The sequence below is a fragment of the Mucilaginibacter sp. SG538B genome (assembly GCF_013376065.1).
GTDB classification, from domain to species: Bacteria; Bacteroidota; Bacteroidia; order Sphingobacteriales; family Sphingobacteriaceae; genus Mucilaginibacter; species Mucilaginibacter rubeus.
In genome coordinates this window covers 318,768-336,464 of the sequence record NZ_JABMJI010000002.1, presented here as the reverse complement: position 1 = coordinate 336,464, position 17,697 = coordinate 318,768, and the positions used below count along the sequence as shown (strand labels likewise).

The 17,697-nt window shown below is 43.6% G+C and carries 15 protein-coding genes; 10 read left to right on the top strand and 5 right to left on the bottom strand.

All coding sequences use genetic code 11. The annotated features are described in order from the left end of the window. Window positions 1–104: 104 nt before the first annotated feature. From FHW88_RS10820 to FHW88_RS10810, 3 genes are all read right to left on the bottom strand, one after another. A complete protein-coding gene (locus tag FHW88_RS10820; RefSeq protein ID WP_176626776.1) occupies window positions 105–500 on the bottom strand; it encodes an HIT family protein in 396 nt (131 codons plus the stop codon). A gap of 133 nt (window positions 501–633) precedes the next feature. Next, complete coding sequence (greA, locus tag FHW88_RS10815) at window positions 634–1,107, bottom strand: transcription elongation factor GreA (protein WP_090530524.1); 474 nt, start codon at window positions 1,105–1,107, stop codon at window positions 634–636. Window positions 1,108–1,468: 361 nt separating this feature from the next. Beyond that, a complete protein-coding gene (locus FHW88_RS10810; protein ID WP_176625348.1) occupies window positions 1,469–3,004 on the bottom strand; it encodes a carboxylesterase/lipase family protein in 1,536 nt (511 codons plus the stop codon). A 224-nt stretch (window positions 3,005–3,228) separates the two neighbouring features. Between FHW88_RS10810 and pafA the strand changes: the two genes are divergently transcribed. From pafA to FHW88_RS10770, 8 genes are all read left to right on the top strand, one after another. Next, entirely contained in the window at window positions 3,229–4,911 is a 1,683-nt protein-coding gene (gene pafA / locus FHW88_RS10805) for an alkaline phosphatase PafA (RefSeq protein WP_176625346.1), read from the top strand. Window positions 4,912–5,021: 110 nt separating this feature from the next. Further along, entirely contained in the window at window positions 5,022–5,648 is a 627-nt protein-coding gene (locus tag FHW88_RS10800) for a thiamine phosphate synthase (RefSeq protein WP_176625345.1), read from the top strand. Window positions 5,649–5,911: 263 nt separating this feature from the next. Further along, window positions 5,912–6,484, top strand: coding sequence for a thiamine diphosphokinase (locus tag FHW88_RS10795; protein ID WP_176625343.1), 573 nt, complete (start codon window positions 5,912–5,914; stop codon window positions 6,482–6,484). Between the two features lie 150 nt (window positions 6,485–6,634). Then, on the top strand, window positions 6,635–7,753 hold the full coding sequence (locus tag FHW88_RS10790; RefSeq protein WP_176625341.1) for a DUF6515 family protein: 1,119 nt from the start codon (window positions 6,635–6,637) through the stop codon (window positions 7,751–7,753). A 146-nt stretch (window positions 7,754–7,899) separates the two neighbouring features. Then, window positions 7,900–8,244 (top strand): four-helix bundle copper-binding protein, encoded by a 345-nt coding sequence (locus FHW88_RS10785; protein ID WP_176625339.1) that lies wholly within the window; start codon window positions 7,900–7,902, stop codon window positions 8,242–8,244. Between the two features lie 248 nt (window positions 8,245–8,492). Next, window positions 8,493–9,773 carry a replication-associated recombination protein A gene (locus FHW88_RS10780; RefSeq protein WP_176625338.1) on the top strand — a complete coding sequence of 427 codons (1,281 nt, stop codon included), beginning with the start codon at window positions 8,493–8,495 and terminating at the stop codon, window positions 9,771–9,773. Window positions 9,774–9,968: 195 nt separating this feature from the next. Beyond that, on the top strand, window positions 9,969–11,444 hold the full coding sequence (locus tag FHW88_RS10775; protein WP_176625336.1) for a DUF5687 family protein: 1,476 nt from the start codon (window positions 9,969–9,971) through the stop codon (window positions 11,442–11,444). Window positions 11,445–11,446: 2 nt separating this feature from the next. After that, entirely contained in the window at window positions 11,447–12,163 is a 717-nt protein-coding gene (locus FHW88_RS10770; protein ID WP_090530489.1) for an ABC transporter ATP-binding protein, read from the top strand. 119 nt (window positions 12,164–12,282) lie between these two features. Here FHW88_RS10770 and FHW88_RS10765 read toward each other — a convergent pair whose 3' ends face one another. Together FHW88_RS10765 and FHW88_RS10760 are read right to left on the bottom strand one after the other, a co-directional pair. Then, window positions 12,283–13,524: a peroxiredoxin family protein gene (locus FHW88_RS10765; protein ID WP_176625334.1), complete on the bottom strand. Its 1,242-nt coding sequence runs from the start codon at window positions 13,522–13,524 to the stop codon at window positions 12,283–12,285. 57 nt (window positions 13,525–13,581) lie between these two features. After that, on the bottom strand, window positions 13,582–14,721 hold the full coding sequence (locus FHW88_RS10760; RefSeq protein ID WP_176625332.1) for an acyl-CoA dehydrogenase: 1,140 nt from the start codon (window positions 14,719–14,721) through the stop codon (window positions 13,582–13,584). A 408-nt stretch (window positions 14,722–15,129) separates the two neighbouring features. On the opposite strand from FHW88_RS10760, the gene FHW88_RS10755 reads away from it, so the two are divergent. Beyond that, window positions 15,130–15,369: a helix-turn-helix domain-containing protein gene (locus tag FHW88_RS10755; RefSeq protein WP_091171651.1), complete on the top strand. Its 240-nt coding sequence runs from the start codon at window positions 15,130–15,132 to the stop codon at window positions 15,367–15,369. 88 nt (window positions 15,370–15,457) lie between these two features. Next, window positions 15,458–17,512 carry a M13 family metallopeptidase gene (locus FHW88_RS10750; protein WP_176625330.1) on the top strand — a complete coding sequence of 685 codons (2,055 nt, stop codon included), beginning with the start codon at window positions 15,458–15,460 and terminating at the stop codon, window positions 17,510–17,512. Window positions 17,513–17,697: the final 185 nt, after the last annotated feature.

The window sequence follows — 17,697 nt, the reverse complement described above, 5'->3', positions numbered from 1 at the left end:
CGTCATTTATATTATGATGAGGCCTTTTGTCTATATATAATATAAGCTAAAAGCAGCATGAGCAAAACTTATAGCTAATAGCTTGATTAATGTTATCCCAATTGTTAACTGATTGCCTGCCTGATCTTCTCGGCGGTAGTGTTAAATTGTTCGGGAGTGAATTTTTGTTTGGGGAGTGAAAAGTTGATGCTGCTCATATCATTCATGGGTATAAGATGGATATGCGCATGGGGCACATCAAGGCCCATAACAGCTACACCAACCCGGGGGCAGGGAATGGCCTTTTTTAAACCGAGAGCCACCTTTTTGGCAAATAGCTGTAAGCCCGTATAGGTATTATCGTCCAAATCAAAAAGATAATCAACCTCCTTCTTTGGGATCACGAGCAGGTGACCTTCCGTAAGCGGAAAAATATCCAAAAAAGCCAGAAATTCATCGTTCTCGGCCACTTTATAAGCGGGGATCTCGCCTGCAACTATTTTTGAAAAGATGGTCATTATTGGTGAGTGGTTGATTATGTTGATTGGGTGAGTAGTTTGTTATGGTATTAATTAAAAGGGTGAGTAGTTAATAATTGATTACGATCCGGAAAAACCATTCTCTTAATCAACTATTCACTACTCACCCAATTAATTACCTGCTTATTTCCAGGATCTCGAATTCAATTTTACCTGCAGGGACGGTGATCTCGGTTTTTTCACCAACCTTTTTGCCAAGCAGGCCTTTTGCTATCGGCGACGCTACCGAGATTTTACCGGTTTTAAGATCGGCTTCACTCTCTGATACCAGCTGATAGCTCATGGTAGCTCCGTTTTTTAGGTTCTTGATCTTTACTATCGACAATGCAAGTACCTTCGAAACGTCAAGTTTTGATTCATCAAGCAGGCGTGCATTGGCCAGTGTTTCCTGCATCTGGGCTATTTTGGCCTCATGTAAGCCCTGCGCTTCTTTAGCCGCATCGTATTCGGCATTTTCAGACAGATCGCCTTTGTCACGTGCCTCAGCAATAGCTTTTGATATATCGGCACGGCCGGTTGTTTTTAATCTCTGTAGTTCTTCTTTTAATTTCTCTAAACCATCTTTGGTATAGTATGATACCTCTGCCATAACGCAAAAATTAATTAATATTATTACTGTTAATCAACCAAAAAAAACCGCCCTTCCCTGTTTTAAGAAAGGACGCAATGCTTATAAAAGCAAACAAGACTATGTAAGCCCTCTGCTTACATAGTCTTGCGTTTTGGTAATTAACGAAGATAAGTGATTTAAGTTTTATTATCCAAATTTTTAAGAGGGGAATTTTTTGTTACATTATTACGGGTTTCATATCCTTTTGTTTTTATGGTATCCACTAATGTTTCAAACCGGGCTGTCTCATCAGTTTCTTAAGTGGGTTGTCGGTGGTGTTTAGATTTCCATACCTAAATGTATCTGGCAGTGTTTATTATCCCGGGGCTTTAACTATATATTACTTTCCGTTGGCCTTCTTCACCATAAAATCCAAAGCTGCTTTATCCGGCAAAGGTTTTGTGCCCGCCTTCTCACCCAGTATCATTATTTTATGATCACTTGTTGTATAAGCCGGCCATGCAGGTACGCCTTTCCCGTTCGGGTTACCGGTTTTAACAAAATTAGCCCAGTAAGTGCTCATTGTATTGGCCAGTTGCTGATCGACAGGTTCCCATGGCCGGTTCAGGAATTTGAGGTTATCATAGGCATAAGCAACCTCGCCGGTATGGAAAGCGCCGTATTTAACAAAATTGGCAGCGGCTGGCAGGCGGCGGGTAAAACGGTAAACATAAATTTTAGATTTTCCTTTTTTACTTTGCACATTGGCCCAGGTATAATTCTGCATCCCGAAGATCTGATCGCGGTTTATCCGGGTTTGGGAGGTCGCGGCTTCCTGGTCTGAACCCGCTGGATATAGTTTTAAAAATGCATCAGCATCGGTACCATATTGGCTTTTTATCATCTTTTTATACTCTTCAGCAGTTTTTGGCGGACCTACAAAAGCGTCGTCTTCGTTCCAACCGGTAAGTACAGGCACATCGTTTTGTTTGTGCTCATTAAAAATATCAGCGATGGTTGCGGGTAAAATATAGCCATCAATAACCGGGCGGCTTTCGCCTTTGCCAAGCAGTTGGGCAGCGGGTTTGCTCCTTAGTTCGGCAATGGTGCTTGCACCCAAGGCAGTCGCTGTTTTTACACCGGCTGCCTCTGCTTCCCGCAACCCGCCTGATCCTTGCTTACTAATAAAACTGGCCCCGCTTTCGGCAATTGCTCCGCTGAACAGCCCTTTACCTAATGGAGATGCCACCAAACAATTTACACTCATGGAACCTGCCGATTGCCCCGCTATGGTAACCTTATCCGGGTCTCCACCAAAAGCCGCGATATTCTTTTTCACCCATGTTAATGCAGCCAGCTGATCCATCAAACCATAATTTCCTGATGCATTATGCGGCGACTCCCTGGTTAATTCGGGATGGGCGAAGAAACCAAAAATCCCGACGCGGTAATTAATAACCACAAATATGATCCCCTTTTTAGCCATCGCCTCGCCATCATAAATTGGTACGCCTGCTCCGCCACTTACAAATCCACCGCCATAAATGTAAACCAGCACAGGGCGTTTTTCTGCCGGTGTTTTTGCGGCAGTCCATACATTAAGGTACAGGCAATCTTCGCTGATGGGCTCATAGGGGATGAGGAACTCGCGCGTGTAAACACCAAAGGGGTCTGGTTTACTCTGCATTGGGCTGGCCGCAAAATCGGTGCATTTTTTAACATCCTCCCAGGGCTTTACCGGTTGCGGTTCCTTCCAGCGTAAATCACCAACCGGTGGCGCTGCAAAGGGAATACCTTTATAAATACGCACATCGCCCGCCTGGTTGGTTAAGCCTGATACTTTACCTGCATCAGTAGCAACAACATCAAGATTTTTATTTTGAGCGATGACAGAACAGCACAGCAGCAAAAGCGGCAATAAAAGGATGCGTTTCATTGATTATAGGTTTAATGATTGGTTTGCTAAACTTACAAAGTTTTGGGCATTTTGTAAACACAGCCCCACCCAAACCCTCCCCCGGAAGGGAGGGCTTTAAAGTCTCCCCTTCCGGGGAGATTTAGAGGGGGCTTCTGTAACAATCCCCTATAATTAACAAAAGCATCACATTGCATTTTAAATGCTTTGCTGATATTTGGCGAAATCAAAAATCTTTTTTCGCGATGAAGTTTAAACATCTGCTGCTTATTTCCCTTTCCTTCGCTACCGTTTCGGTATCGGCCCAAAAAAAGAAAACTACAACGGCTGCCCCGGCATCTGCATCAATTCCACGCCCAAAACTGGTTGTGGGTTTGGTGGTTGACCAAATGCGCTGGGATTACCTGTACCGCTATTATGACCGTTACCAAACCGGTGGTTTTAAGCGCATGCTTAATGAAGGCTTCACCTGCGAAAATACCAATATTGACTATATCCCAACGGTAACAGCTGCCGGCCATACCTGTATCTATACCGGATCCATCCCCGCCATACATGGCATAGTGGGTAACGATTTCATTATCCAGGCTACGGGTAAATCCATGTATTGCACCGACGACAGCACGGTGGTAGCCGTTGGCAGCACTTCAAAAGCAGGGCAAATGTCGCCCCGCAACTTGCTGGTTAGCACAGTTACTGATGAATTGAGGCTGGCTACCAACTTTCGCTCAAAGGTTATCGGCATAGCATTAAAAGACCGCGGCGGCATCCTGCCTGCCGGTCACTCGGCCAATGCTGCTTACTGGTTTGATGATGTCAGCGGTAACTGGATCACCAGTACTTATTACATGAATGACCTGCCCGCCTGGGTTAAAACCTTCAACAATCAAAAAATTGCTGAAAAATACCTGAAGCAGGACTGGAACCCGTTATATCCTATTAACACGTATGTACAAAGTGCACCCGATAACAGTGATCGTTATGAAGGTAAATTTGCCGGTGCCGCTACACCAACCTTACCGGTTAAAACATCCGAACTTTATAAAGGCCGTATTGGTATGATCCGTTCTACTCCGTTCGGCAACACCATGACGCTCGACCTGGCTAAAGCTGCTATTGAGGGCGAAAAACTGGGTAAAAATACCGTAACCGACTTTTTAGCCGTGAGCCTTTCATCAACAGATTATGTTGGTCATCAGTTTGGCCCTAACTCCGTTGAGGTTGAAGACACTTATTTAAGGCTTGACCAGGACCTGGCCGCGTTTTTTAATTATTTAGATGCAACTGTAGGTAAAGGCAATTATTCGGTTTTCCTGAGTGCTGACCATGGCGCTGCCCACAATCCTAACTTCTTGAAAGATCATAACATCCCTGCCGGTGTTTGGGATGATGGCAATGCAGCAAAAGAAATGAACATGATGATCAATGATAAATACAAAGTAAACAACCTGATCATCAGTATGGACAATTACCAGGTTAATTTCAACAATGCAGCCCTCGTAAAAGCTGGTGTCAGCGAAGAGGCTATAAAGTTAGATTGCATCGAATACCTGAAAAAACAGCCTGGCATTGCCTATGCAATTGACCTGCAAAAAATACAGGAAGCTAATATTCCTGATGACCTGCGCAGTATGATCATTAACGGTTATAATGCCGAGCATAGCGGTGTTATCCAGATCATACTGAAACCGGCATGGTATACCGGTCATGGCACTAATGATCGCGGCCCAACCGGTACCACCCACGGTACATGGAACCCTTATGATTCGCATATCCCATTGGTATTTATGGGCTGGGGCATTAAGCATGGTAGTTTGACCCGCCAAACACATATGACAGATATTTCGGCTACTGTAGCATCGCTACTGCATATCCAGGCCCCTGATGGCTGTGTAGGTAAAACTATCAGCGAAGCACTGAAAAACTAAGTCTGAAGTCAGGTAAGTCCGAAAGTTTACAACACAAAACTTTCGGACTTTTCGGTTAATAATTAAAAACTTTCCGACTTTAGGGCTTGACCGAATTCGGACTTAATAAAATGAAAAAATACATTTCTAAATTTCATTATCTTACGCATGACCTGCCTGGTTTTAGCCACGTACAACAAGTGCAGATGGCTTGCGGCGCGGGTGCAAACTGGGTACAATACCGTTGCCTTACCAAACCCGAAGATGAACTGATTGATGAGATAAACGAAATAGCCGAAATTTGCGACGACTGGGGTGCGACCCTCATCATCGCTAATCATTACGACTTGCTTGACCGGGTTGATGCGCAGGGTGTGCATATAGATGATAGTGATGCCGATTTGGCCAGTATCCGCAAGATTATCGGCCCGGATAAAACTCTTGGCGTATCAGCAGCAGGTGCTGATGAATTATTGAAATTACAAAGTACCGGAGTGGTTGATTATTATGTTTACGGGCCATTTGCATCCACTAATACAGGGGAGCCTGTTGGGCATCACCCGCTTGGTTTTAACGGATATCGTCAACTGGAAAAACTGGGCATCAATGTCCCGGTGATAGCAGCAGGTGGCATCCAGCCGGATGATGTAGAGGCCTTGCTTCAAACGGGCATCAATGGTATTGCGATATCATCAGCCATGGACCTTATTGCTGATCCTGTTGAAAGGGTTAAGGAGTTTTATAAAAGGGTGTATTGATGATCATTCGTTCTAAATAAACCTTGTCGAAAACGAAACGAGGAACGAGTGAGAAATCTTATGCGACTTGGTGTGCAGTTGTGCATGGCGCAGAAGATTTCTTTCGCCCCGGCTCGCTATCTGTTCTCCCTGCTTTATCGGGATGGCATCAGTTCTGAAAATATTATTCTACCGTCATAAAACTTTGATTTGGTTTCAGCAATCAATAAAAACCCCATCTTTATATTTTCATTTAATATTCATCTGTTCCATCTACATTAGCAATGTCATCACATCATATAGTTCGCGAAAAACAGGAGCCAGCTTTATTAGTTTTAAGCATGGATACTTTTGATGAGGAAATGCTGGGGCAGTTGCTGGAGTGGAGCCCGACCGTGATCTGCTCTACCGGTACCGCCGAAAAGCTGGATGCATCAGGGATTAAAATCGACTGGATAATAAGTGATGGTGATTCGGGTGATTTACAGTCGGACGTGAAGGTGATGCCTTCGGGAGGCGACAATGCGGCAGGCGCAGCTTTAAAATACCTGGTAACGCATAATTACCCGGCGGTCAATGTAATTACCGATGTGTTGGACCTGAAAGATTTTTTGTTTTATGCTGATAAAATAAACCTGGTGATTTTTAGGGAACGGCAAAAGATCTACCCGGTTAATTCGGGCTTCAGTAAGTGGAAACCCGCAGGTGAGTTCATTGAAGTACTTTCGCATCCGTCGGGCTTACAAATAAGCGGGCTTGAAGCCACAAGCACTAATAGGTATAAAACCACCCACGATGGTTTTTTTACCCTGCAGTTTGAGCAACCTTTTTTGTTTATTGCCGAGGATATAGCGTAGCGAAAACAATAACCGGTACGTATAGCTGGTATTGGTTCGCTTTTTGAGTGAAAAATAATTAAAAACGCGTTAAACCGTTTAAACATTTAATAGTCTATATATTTATATCAGCAAAAAATACCATGCTGATCTGTTAAAAAATCTTTCATCATGAAAAGGACATATAAAAATCTATTAACAATTGCATTGGGGGGCTTATTGAGCTTATCCCTGGCATTCAATGCTGATGCACAACGTGGCGGCGGTTCTCGTGGCGGCGGTGGCGGAGGAGGCGGTGGTTCAAGACCGTCAGGCGGTGGTGGCGGAGGCGGTAGTTTTTCCCGTCCTTCTGGTGGTAGTTTTTCCCGCCCCTCAACTTCATTTAATGGTAGCACACGTACCTCAATAGCAGCGCCGCAGCGTAGCTACGGCACCGATTCGCGCAGCAGCTATGGCACTCCTCAACAACGCAGTTATGGTGGTCGTGATTACGCAGTAAGGCCAAATGGCACATCTGTAGCACCCCAGCGTAGCTATGGTAGCGCCGGTCGTACCGTATACAATGGTAACCGCAGCTATACTACTGTAGACAGGCGCGTTTATAACGGCGGTCGCGGTACTTATTACAGAGGCGGTTCATACGCATACGGTGGTCGCAGGGTTTATCCTGGTACTTACCATTACGGTGGCCGCGGGGGGTATTTTGGCAACCACTACTATTATCCATACCGTAACTACTATAATTCATTCTATTATCCGCGGTTAGGTTTTAGCATAGGTTTCTTACCATATGGTTACTATCCTTTCTGGTGGGGCGATTACCAATATTTTTACAGCGATGGTTTGTACTATCGTCAATACAATGACCAGTATACCGTTGTTGAACCGCCAATAGGGGCCGAGATTAAAACCCTGCCTTCAGGTGCTGAATCTATCATGATCAATGGCGAACAGTACTATGAGTTAAATGGTGTTTACTACCAGCCATACACCAAAGATGACGGCTCAACTGTTTACGTTATTGCAGGTAAAGATGGCCAATTAACTACCGATCAGGGCAACGGCGATGGCAGCAGTGTTGATCAGGGCCCGCAAATTGGTGACATTGTAACTCAATTACCACCGGATTGCCGCAAGATCAAGATCAATGGTGAAAAGCTGTTTGTATCTCCTGATGGTTATTACTACCAGGAAACTCAGGATGACGGCAATAAAGCTTACGAAATTGTAGGCACCCCATCTGATGATCCTGAAAATAACGACAGCGATCAAAACCCGAACCAACAGTAATTAATAAAAATTCAATATATATTATAAAGGCTGTTTCCGTAATTGGAGACAGCCTTTTTGTTTGTATAATATAGCATTTCAAATTAATGCAAACCTTTTTTAACTGCAGCGGGTAGTATATTAAGTAAAACTTAAAATTTACCATTATGCAAAATCATGATCACCGCGCTATAATTCAAAAATTATTGGATTGCGCTTTAGCTTGCGAACATTGTGCTACTGCATGCCTGCACGAAGAGGATGTTAAAATGATGGCCGGCTGCATTAGTCTTGACCGAGACTGCGCTGACATATGTGCCCAAGGGGCCCGCTTATTGCAAAGAGATTCAGTTATTGCCCACCAATACCTGGTTTTATGCGAGGAGATCTGCCGTCTTTGCGCTGCGGAGTGCGGTAAACATCAGCACGATCATTGCCAGGAATGTGCCAAGGCCTGTATTGATTGCGCAGAAGCCTGCCACGCACATCACGAGCCAATTACACAGGATTGAGGTAATTACATTTAGTTCCCGTTTGAGAATAGTCGTCAAAAAGCGGGAGGGTCGTGCGATTCCCCCTCGAGAGGGGGGAGGGGTGTGTCTCTGCGTTAGAGTTAGTCGAAGAAACACACCCCTGCCATCGCTCTGTCCTTCACGCCCCCTCTCAAGAGGGGATTTAAAAATCTCTTTATTATCCGCAACGCTCACTATTTTACTAATTTTTTTAGGATTTAGCGTTTTCTTTTCTGAATTTTACTTTTATGAATAACCTCCCGCCATTAGCCGAACGTATGCGCCCCAAATCGCTTGATGATTATGTTGGGCAAAAACACCTTGTTGGGCCGGGAGCAGTGCTGCGTAAAGCTATCGAGTCGGGTTCATTGCCGTCGATGATATTTTGGGGACCGCCGGGAGTGGGTAAAACCACTTTGGCTTATATTATTTCGCAGTCATTGTTTCGTCCGTTTTTTGCTTTGAGTGCTATTAACTCGGGCGTAAAAGACGTAAGGGAGGTGATAGAAAAAGCGTCGTTGTTAAAGAAACAAGGCGAGGTGCTGCCGATATTATTTATCGATGAGATCCACCGCTTTTCCAAATCGCAGCAAGATTCATTGTTAGGCGCTGTAGAGCGGGGCATTGTTACGTTAATAGGCGCAACGACTGAAAACCCATCTTTCGAAGTGATCTCAGCTTTGCTGTCGCGTTGCCAGGTGTATATTTTACAGCCGCTATCCGAAACCGATCTGATCGACCTGCTGAACAAGGCAATGAAGGAAGACGTAATCTTAAAAGATAAAAGCATCACCATAAAAGATTACGAAGCTTTGCTGCGCCTTTCGGGAGGCGATGCCCGCAAGCTGCTCAATATTTTTGAGCTATTGATAAATGCTTTTGACACGCCGGAGATAATATTAACCGATGAGGTTGTATTGGAACATGTACAGCAAAACATGGCGTTGTACGATAAAACCGGTGAGCAGCATTACGATATCATTTCGGCTTTTATCAAATCCATGCGGGGCTCTGACCCCAACGGTGCAGTTTACTGGCTGGCGAGGATGATCGTAGGCGGTGAAGACCCTTTGTTTATTGCCCGCCGTATGCTGATCCTTGCATCCGAAGATATTGGCAACGCTAACCCCAATGCCTTGCTGCTTGCACAAAGTTGTTTTGAGGCGGTTAATAAGATTGGTATGCCCGAATCGCAACTGATATTATCGCAGACGGCTATTTACCTGGCAACATCGGCTAAAAGTAATTCGGCTACAACAGCTATTGGTGCGGCCATAGCATTGGTGCGCCAAACCGGCGATTTGCCTGTGCCACTGCACTTACGTAACGCCCCAACCAAATTCATGAAAAACATTGGCTACGGCAAGGATTACAAATACGCCCATAGCTACGAAGGTAATTTTACCGACCTTGATTTTCTGCCGGATGCTATCCGCGGAACAAAAATTTACGACCCCGGTAACAATGCGCGTGAAAACGAATCAAAAGAAAAGTTGAGAAAACTTTGGGGCAACAGGTATAAATACTAACTTAAGTTTCGCTTAATAGAGCCTGTTAATTAATATCATATAAGGGTTTGACCAATATTAATTAATTTATAGCTTTAGGCTTTGCGTACCGTACCTGTGGCTTTTATATAAAACAAATTATAGCTTTGGGCTTTATGCATTTTGCTTATAGCTTTTATATAAAACCTATACCTTAACCCTTAACTGTCTATACTTATGATCACTACCTTTCTCGGGCACGAACTTAAAGCTTTCTGGCGGTCAAAAAACACAGGTAAAAGTATTGCTATCCGTGTGGTGATGGGGTTACTTATCCTTTATCTTTTTGGATGTATTTTGCTTGCCGGTTTGTTTTTGAATGAAATTTTGGGGCAGGTTTTTCCGCATGATGACATAGTGGTTTCTTTTTGCGGTATCATCCTGCTTTATTTTTTGTTTGACCTGATGATGCGCATGCAATTGCAGGAGCTGCCAACGTTACGGGTGCAACCATATCTTCATTTACCTATAAAAAAGAATACGGTGGTCGGCTATCTGGCCTTTACGGCCATGCTTTCGGTTTTTAACCTGTGGCCCATTATACTTTTTGTACCTTTTATTTTAAAAGTGATCCTTACCGATTCGGGTGTTTGGCCTGCGCTGGCTTTTATATTGGCTATTATCGGTTTCATGCTTTTCAATAACTACATGGCCTTGTTTATTAAACGCAAAGCCAATCTTAACGGTTGGGTTTTCCTGGTTTTCGCAACGGCTCTCATCCTTATTATTACCGGCGATTTCAGATTTCACCTCTATTCGGTACGCAATATTTCCTATCAGTATTTTGGCCATTTGCTCAATAAACCGGTGTTGGTATTGCTGCCTGTTGTGCTTGCAGCAGCCATGTATTACATCAATTTTGCCTACTTAAAGCAAAACCTTTACCTCGAAGAGCTGAGTTCGCGCAAGGCATCGGCCTATAAAAGCAGTACGGAGTTTCCGCTGTTAAACAGGTTTGGTAAAGTTGGCGACCTTGTTGCAAACGAGCTGAAACTGATATTCCGTAATAAGCGGCCACGATCGGCATTGGTTATGGGGTTGTTCTTTATGTTTTATGGGCTCATATTTTATACCAACAGCCATTACGGACAAACCTGGTACATTTTTGTGGGCATGTTCATGACTGGTATTTTTATTATCAGTTATGGGCAGTTCATGTATAGCTGGCAGGGCGCTCATTTTGATGGCCTGTTAGTGAGCAAAATTAATTTCCGCGATTTTTTAAAGGCAAAATACCTGCTGTTTACCATGGTATCAACCGTGGCTTTTATATTGACTACGCCTTATGCTTATTTTGGCTGGCGCATTGTTTTGGTACATTTTGTAATGTACCTGTGGAATATCGGTATCAACACAACCATTGTGCTGTTTTTTGCTAACCGCAATGCCAAACGGATAGATCTGTCAAAAGGCGCGTCGTTTAATTGGGAAGGGGTGGGGGCAACGCAAATGCTTATTTCGTTTCCCTTGATGATCACGCCGTATATTATTTATCTTCCGTTCTCACTGTTCAAACACGCGGACATCGGCCTGGCCATGCTGGCCGGTACCGGGATCATATTTATTTTAACCCGCGATTTTTGGGTTAAAAAACTGGAGGAGGATTTTATACAAAAACGTTATACCGTTGCCGAAGGCTTCAGAAACAAATAACCATGATTGAAGTAAGAAATTTGAAAAAAGTTTATAACGGGATTACCGTTGTGGATGTACCTGCCCTGCAAATTAACAAAGGCGAAAGCGTAGGCCTTGTAGGTAATAACGGCGCAGGCAAAACTACGTTGTTCCGGATGGTGCTCGACCTCATTCGCGCCGAAAGTGGCGAAATCCTTTCAAACGGAGAAATTGTAGCCGGTCATGAGAAGTGGAAAGATTACACCGCTGCTTATCTTGATGAAGGTTTCCTGATAGACTACCTTACACCCGAAGAATATTTTTATTTTATAGGAGGGCTGCATGGTCATAACCGCACATATGTTGATGAGGTGTTAGTTAGCCTGACCGATTTTTTTAATGGCGAGATACTGAAGAAAGGGAAGTACATCCGCGACCTGTCAAAAGGTAACCAATGCAAAGTTGGTGTAGCGGCCTGCCTGTTGCAGGAACCTCAATTGCTCATGCTGGACGAGCCCTTTGCCAATATTGACCCAAGTACCCAGTTCAGGCTTAAAAACCTGCTGAAAGATCTGAACAGGAATAAGGGTGTAACTACCATAGTATCCAGCCATGATCTTAACCACATCACTGATGTGTGCGACCGCATCCTGCTGATGGAAAAAGGTGTGATCATTAAAGATATTGCAACCAGCTCATCAACGTTAAATGAGTTGGAAGCGTATTTTGGCGTTGAGGTCGCCCCTTCCGCCCGTTAAAAGGGTGACTACCTTCAAGCTCCCTTTTTAAGCATAAACAAAAAACGCATTGCCGGCAGCAATGCGTTTTTTGTTTAAAATCTTCTTTTGACAAGCGCGTGTGCATACAAGCACTCGCTTTAGGGGGCGGGTGGGGCCTGGATTAGCTCATCCGTCAATTTCTCAAACTCGTTGATAAACTCGGTATAATGCTCCCCCGTACCGGGGCCGCTAAAACCTGTATGGATCTTTTGTACGTCGCCGTTTTTATCAATAATGATGGTGGTAGGGAAGCCAACCACTTTTGATAACATAGGCAGGCTTTGGGCAGTTTGTTTTTTATCGCTGGTATAGCCGGTCACCAACAATGGATAAGGTACTTTAAACCTGTCTTTTACCTGCTGCAGCGCTTTCTTTGATTTTTCAAAATCGGTGGTGCGTTCATAAGCCAGACCAATTACTTCAACACCTTTATTGTGATATTTGTTATAGTAGTTAACCATATAAGCAGTTTCGTCCATACAGTTAGGGCACCATGAGCCCAATATCTGTACAATTACCACTTTGTTTCTGAACCTGGCATCATCAAGCGAGATAGTTTTGCCATCAAGGTCCTTAAAGCTGAAAGTTATTTTTTTATACCCCGGTTTTAATGAAGTGAGTGAATATGCATCGGGAAGTTTGGCGTTTTCATCCTTTACAGCAGTCCATGCCTGCACAGATGAATAGCCGGCGAAAAATTTACCGTCGGTTAAGGTCTTATCATCGCTAATGGTAGCAGTAAAAGTATAGGCATGACCACCGTCGAAAGTAGAGAGGTAAAGTTTATTACCACTTACCGAGCCTTCTAAATAACGGTAATCACCGGTGGTGGTTAAGAAAGTGCCTGTAAGTTTATTGCCCTCCTGCTTAAACTCGCCAACGGTGGTATCGCGGTCCTCGCCCTCACCAAACACCGCCGACCAGCGGCCTCCGATATTAAATCCCGGGTTTTCAGTATTCTTAAAAAAGCGCCATGAAGTGTTAGGTCGGGCGCTGAATGGAACAAGAAGATCATTATCGGCCAGGTGCCTTACCCAGTTGCCGTTAAGGCTATCTCCGTTAAGTTTCAGCTTAAATTCTGAATTGAACAGCGGCATATGGATAAAAACAGAATCGCCTTTGGTAGCAACATCTGTTACTTTAAAATGCTCGGCACCGTTAATGATAGCTAATTGTTGTTTGCTCCCGCTATTGCTGAACTCGAAATTAAAAGGGATTTCGGTGCCTGATTTAGTTTTAAGCGCACCGCGCCACACACCTGTTTTTAGTTTGGTTTGAGCAAAGCCGGTTTGCAGAAATAGTAATCCGCAAATACCGGCTATAATATTTTTGAAAGTCATACTTAAATATATAGTCTACTTAATCTATATACTTTCAAAGGTATAAAAACAGCGCCGTTATTTCAACAATCCGCGCGAAATGACAATTCTTTGAATTTCAGATGTTCCTTCATAAATCTGGGTTATTTTGGCATCCCGCATCAGGCGTTCAACGTGATACTCTTTCACGTAACCGTACCCGCCATGAATTTGCACCGCTTCTGTGGTGGTGCGCATAGCTACTTCAGATGCATAAAGTTTTGCCATTGATGATGCCTGGGCATAGGGTTTTCCATGATCTTTAAACCATGCCGCTTTAAGGCACATCAAACGTGCTGCCTCAATTTCAGTAGCCATATCGGCCAGCTTAAATTGGATAGCCTGGTGATCAGCCAGCGGTTTACCAAAAGTTTTGCGCTCCTTAGCGTATTGCACTGCAAGTTCGTAAGCACCTGAAGCAATACCTAAAGCCTGCGAAGCAATACCTATACGACCGCCATCCAGTACGTTCATGGCAAACTTAAACCCAAAACCGTCTTCGCCAATGCGGTTCTCTTTAGGCACTTTAACGTCGGCAAACATCAGCGAGTGGGTATCCGAGCCGCGGATGCCCATCTTGTTCTCTTTAGGGCCGACAGTAAAGCCGGGCGTTCCTTTTTCCACAATAAAAGCGTTAATACCATGGTGCTTTTTTTCGGCATTGGTTTGTGCTATTACAATATAGGTAGATGCGCTGCCCCCGCTGGTGATCCAGTTCTTAGTACCATTAAGCAGGTAATGATCGCCCATATCAATGGCTGAAGTGCTTTGTGACGTAGCATCAGAGCCGGCCTCTGGCTCCGAAAGACAGAAAGCGCCAATGCATTCACCTTTGGCCAGCGGTGCCAGATATTTTTGCTTTTGTTCTTCGCTGCCATATTTCTCCAATCCATAGCATACCAGCGAATTATTCACAGAAACAACTACTGACGTGGATGCGTCAATCTTTGAAAGTTCCTCCATCACCAGCACATATGATATGGCATCCATGCCAGCGCCGCCATATTGCGGAGATACCATCATGCCCAGGAAACCCAGTTCACCAAGTTTCTTAACCTGTGCGGCAGGGAATTTTTGCTGTTCATCGCGTTCAATAACACCTGGCTTTAATTCTGTTTGCGCAAAATCACGCGCAGCCTGGCGAATCATTTTTTGTTCTTCGGTCAGTTCAAAATACATTGGTATAATTAAAAGCATAAATATATAAAAATTACTATGCATGCATAGTAATTTTTATAAACAAAAAAAGAGAGCTTTTTTTGAAGCTCCCTTTCCCCTAATTAATTTAAACTATTGATTAAACCCAAAACAAAGAACAAAAAATCTCAACTTGGGCGTCTGAGAATTCAATTTAATTTTTCACAGGTAGATGTTACTAAATCTTTTATTTTTTCACAGATGATACAGGGCGAATATCTATATACAAATCCTTTGCCATAATTATAAAATTGTGGCATTAATATTTCATGTTTAAACGTTAGTCGCCCATTTTTATAAAAGAATAATATCTGCATATAAAATGTAATGGTGTTATTTTATATTTAGCTTGCACAAAAGATACAAAGTATCATATTAGCCGATCCAGTCATGCTTTTAACTGATTTTGAATACCTTAACAACACTAATAACGCATTTAAACGCAAAGTTGCCTTGCAGATAAAAACCTTACGCAAACAAAATCAGGTTACGCAGGAGAAGTTTTTTAACGAAACGCACATAAATATTGCTCGGCTCGAATCAGGTATTATTGATATCAGGTTGGAAACACTTCGTAAAATTTGTTATTATTTTAACGTTTCCTTAGCAGGTTTTTTCCAGGAGATATAATAAATTATCATATTTTAAAAAATAAGCTGTCCTAAATTCTATTTTACCATACAGTTGTTGTATTTTAATTCATACACACGCCTAAAAAATGAACAGAAAAACCCAATCCTTATCCATAGTTGCCGCCGCACTTGGCACCTTACTTAGTGCCTGTAGCCAAACCGACAAAACAAAAGCTTACGAAGCCGGCGACCCAGTGATCCATAATATGGATACCACCGTAAAACCGGGCGATGACTTCTTTAAATATGCCAACGGAACCTGGCTTCGCAAAAATCCCATTCCGGCGGCGTACGCTGCTTGGGGCATCGGCAATGTTGTGCAGGAAGAGTTGCGCGACAAGATGAAAAAGATCAACGAGGATGCGCTTAAAGCTAATGCCCCTAAAGGCAGCAACACCCAAAAAATAGGTGATTTTTATTTCAGCGGGATGGACACCGTTAACATCGAAAAACAGGGGCTTGCACCACTGAAAGATGAACTGGATAAAATTGACCGGATAACGGATATCAAAAGCCTGGTTGTGGAGTTCGCACACTTACAAAGGATTGGCGTTACCCAGCCTATCGGCGCTTATGTTGGGCAGGATGCTAAGAACAGTGCAAAGATGGCTTTAGGTTTATACCAATCGGGCATTGGTATGCCTAACCGCGATTACTACTTTAATAAAGATGCGCATAGCGTAGCCATCCGTACCGACTATCAAAATAATTACCTGCCCGCCATATTTAAACTGGCAGGCCTGCCTGCTGATAAGGCAACTGCGGCCGCTGAGAAAACTTATTCGCTGGAAACTTTCCTGGCTGATAGCAGCCGGAAACTGGAAGACCTGCGCGATCCTTATCATAACTATAACAAAATGCCACTTGCCGCGCTGAGCAAGCTGGCCCCGGATATTGACTGGAAACCCACTTTTGAAAAGATGGACTACAAAAATGCCGATACCGTAATTGTAGGACAGCCTGAGTATTACAGAGCGCTTAATAAAGCACTAAAAACTTTTACTATAGATGACTGGAAAAATTACCTGCACAAGAACCTGGTCACTGCTTTTGGGCCATACCTGAGCAAACCGTTTGATCAGGAGGTATTTCGGTTTTATGATAAGGTGATTTATGGCAGTACGGCCCAACTCCCACGCTGGAAAAGGGTGCTGGATACTGAAAACGGTTTGATGGGCGAGGTATTAGGGCAAATCTTCGTAAAAGAATATTTCCCCGAAAAGACAAAAGAACGCTATGTAAAACTGGTTGAAGAAATGCGCACCAGCTTTAAAGAGCATATTGAAAAGCTGGATTGGATGAGCCCCGAAACCAAGGAGAAAGCTTACTACAAATTATCAAAAATAGTCCCTAAAGTTGGTTACCCGGATAAATGGAAGGATTTTTCAACTCTGGAAATTAACCGGGGCCCTTACGCCCTCAACGTATTACGGGCAAACGAATGGTGGCATAATTTCAGTGCAGCTAAATTAGGCAAACCTGTCGACCGTACTGAATGGGACATCACGCCTCAAACCTATAATGCTTACTATAACCCGTCAAACAACGAGATTGTATTGCCTGCCGGCATTTTTACCATTCCCGGTTACAAGGATGAAAATATTGATGATGCCGTCATTTACGGCTATGCTGCCGCCTCAACCATCGGCCACGAAATGACCCACGGTTTTGATGACCAGGGCCGCCAGTTTGATGCTGCCGGAAACCTTAAAGCCTGGTGGAAACCGCAGGATTCGGTAAAATTTAGTCAACGTGCCAAAATGCTTATCGACCAGTTTAATGGTTACAGCATTTATGGTTTGCATGTAAATGGCAAAGCCACTCAGGGTGAGAACATTGCTGACCTCGGCGGCATTGTAATAGGCCTTGACGCGTTCAAAAAAACACAGCAATATAAAGAGGGTAAACTCATTAACGGGCTAACACCCTTACAGCGCTATTTTTTAGGATACTCATTAGGCTGGCTTACGCAGGACAGGAAAGAATCACTTTCGAGCCAGATCCTAACCAATGAACATGCACCCGGTTTTATGCGCGTTAACGGGCCGTTTACCGATGTGCCTGAATTTTACGAAGCTTTTCATATTAAGAAAGGTGATAAGATGTGGATAGATCCGGATAAACGAGTGAAGATATGGTAGCGGTAATGATGTAACTGGCCGTTACATGATCACAATGATTGCGTTTAAAACAGACACGAAGCAACTCCAAACCATACAGGGCGACTGTAAATCGGGATTGCTTCGTGTCTTATAGTTGTAGTTGTATAACTGTAAGTTGTTAATTATCATTCGTAATATGTATTGTAGCCCTTTTTCAGGATTGT

What these genes read in the sequence shown, in the direction of transcription:
- greA (WP_090530524.1), bottom strand. Translation starts at nt 1,107, where the DNA reads ATGGCAGAGGTATCATACTATACCAAAGATGGTTTAGAGAAATTAAAA.
- FHW88_RS10810 (WP_176625348.1), bottom strand. Translation starts at nt 3,004, where the DNA reads ATGAAACGCATCCTTTTATTGCCGCTTTTGCTGCTGTGCTGTTCTGTC.
- pafA (WP_176625346.1), top strand. Translation starts at nt 3,229, where the DNA reads ATGAAGTTTAAACATCTGCTGCTTATTTCCCTTTCCTTCGCTACCGTT.
- FHW88_RS10800 (WP_176625345.1), top strand. Translation starts at nt 5,022, where the DNA reads ATGAAAAAATACATTTCTAAATTTCATTATCTTACGCATGACCTGCCT.
- FHW88_RS10795 (WP_176625343.1), top strand. Translation starts at nt 5,912, where the DNA reads ATGTCATCACATCATATAGTTCGCGAAAAACAGGAGCCAGCTTTATTA.
- FHW88_RS10790 (WP_176625341.1), top strand. Translation starts at nt 6,635, where the DNA reads ATGAAAAGGACATATAAAAATCTATTAACAATTGCATTGGGGGGCTTA.
- FHW88_RS10785 (WP_176625339.1), top strand. Translation starts at nt 7,900, where the DNA reads ATGCAAAATCATGATCACCGCGCTATAATTCAAAAATTATTGGATTGC.
- FHW88_RS10780 (WP_176625338.1), top strand. Translation starts at nt 8,493, where the DNA reads ATGAATAACCTCCCGCCATTAGCCGAACGTATGCGCCCCAAATCGCTT.
- FHW88_RS10775 (WP_176625336.1), top strand. Translation starts at nt 9,969, where the DNA reads ATGATCACTACCTTTCTCGGGCACGAACTTAAAGCTTTCTGGCGGTCA.
- FHW88_RS10770 (WP_090530489.1), top strand. Translation starts at nt 11,447, where the DNA reads ATGATTGAAGTAAGAAATTTGAAAAAAGTTTATAACGGGATTACCGTT.
- FHW88_RS10765 (WP_176625334.1), bottom strand. Translation starts at nt 13,524, where the DNA reads ATGACTTTCAAAAATATTATAGCCGGTATTTGCGGATTACTATTTCTG.
- FHW88_RS10760 (WP_176625332.1), bottom strand. Translation starts at nt 14,721, where the DNA reads ATGTATTTTGAACTGACCGAAGAACAAAAAATGATTCGCCAGGCTGCG.
- FHW88_RS10755 (WP_091171651.1), top strand. Translation starts at nt 15,130, where the DNA reads ATGCTTTTAACTGATTTTGAATACCTTAACAACACTAATAACGCATTT.
- FHW88_RS10750 (WP_176625330.1), top strand. Translation starts at nt 15,458, where the DNA reads ATGAACAGAAAAACCCAATCCTTATCCATAGTTGCCGCCGCACTTGGC.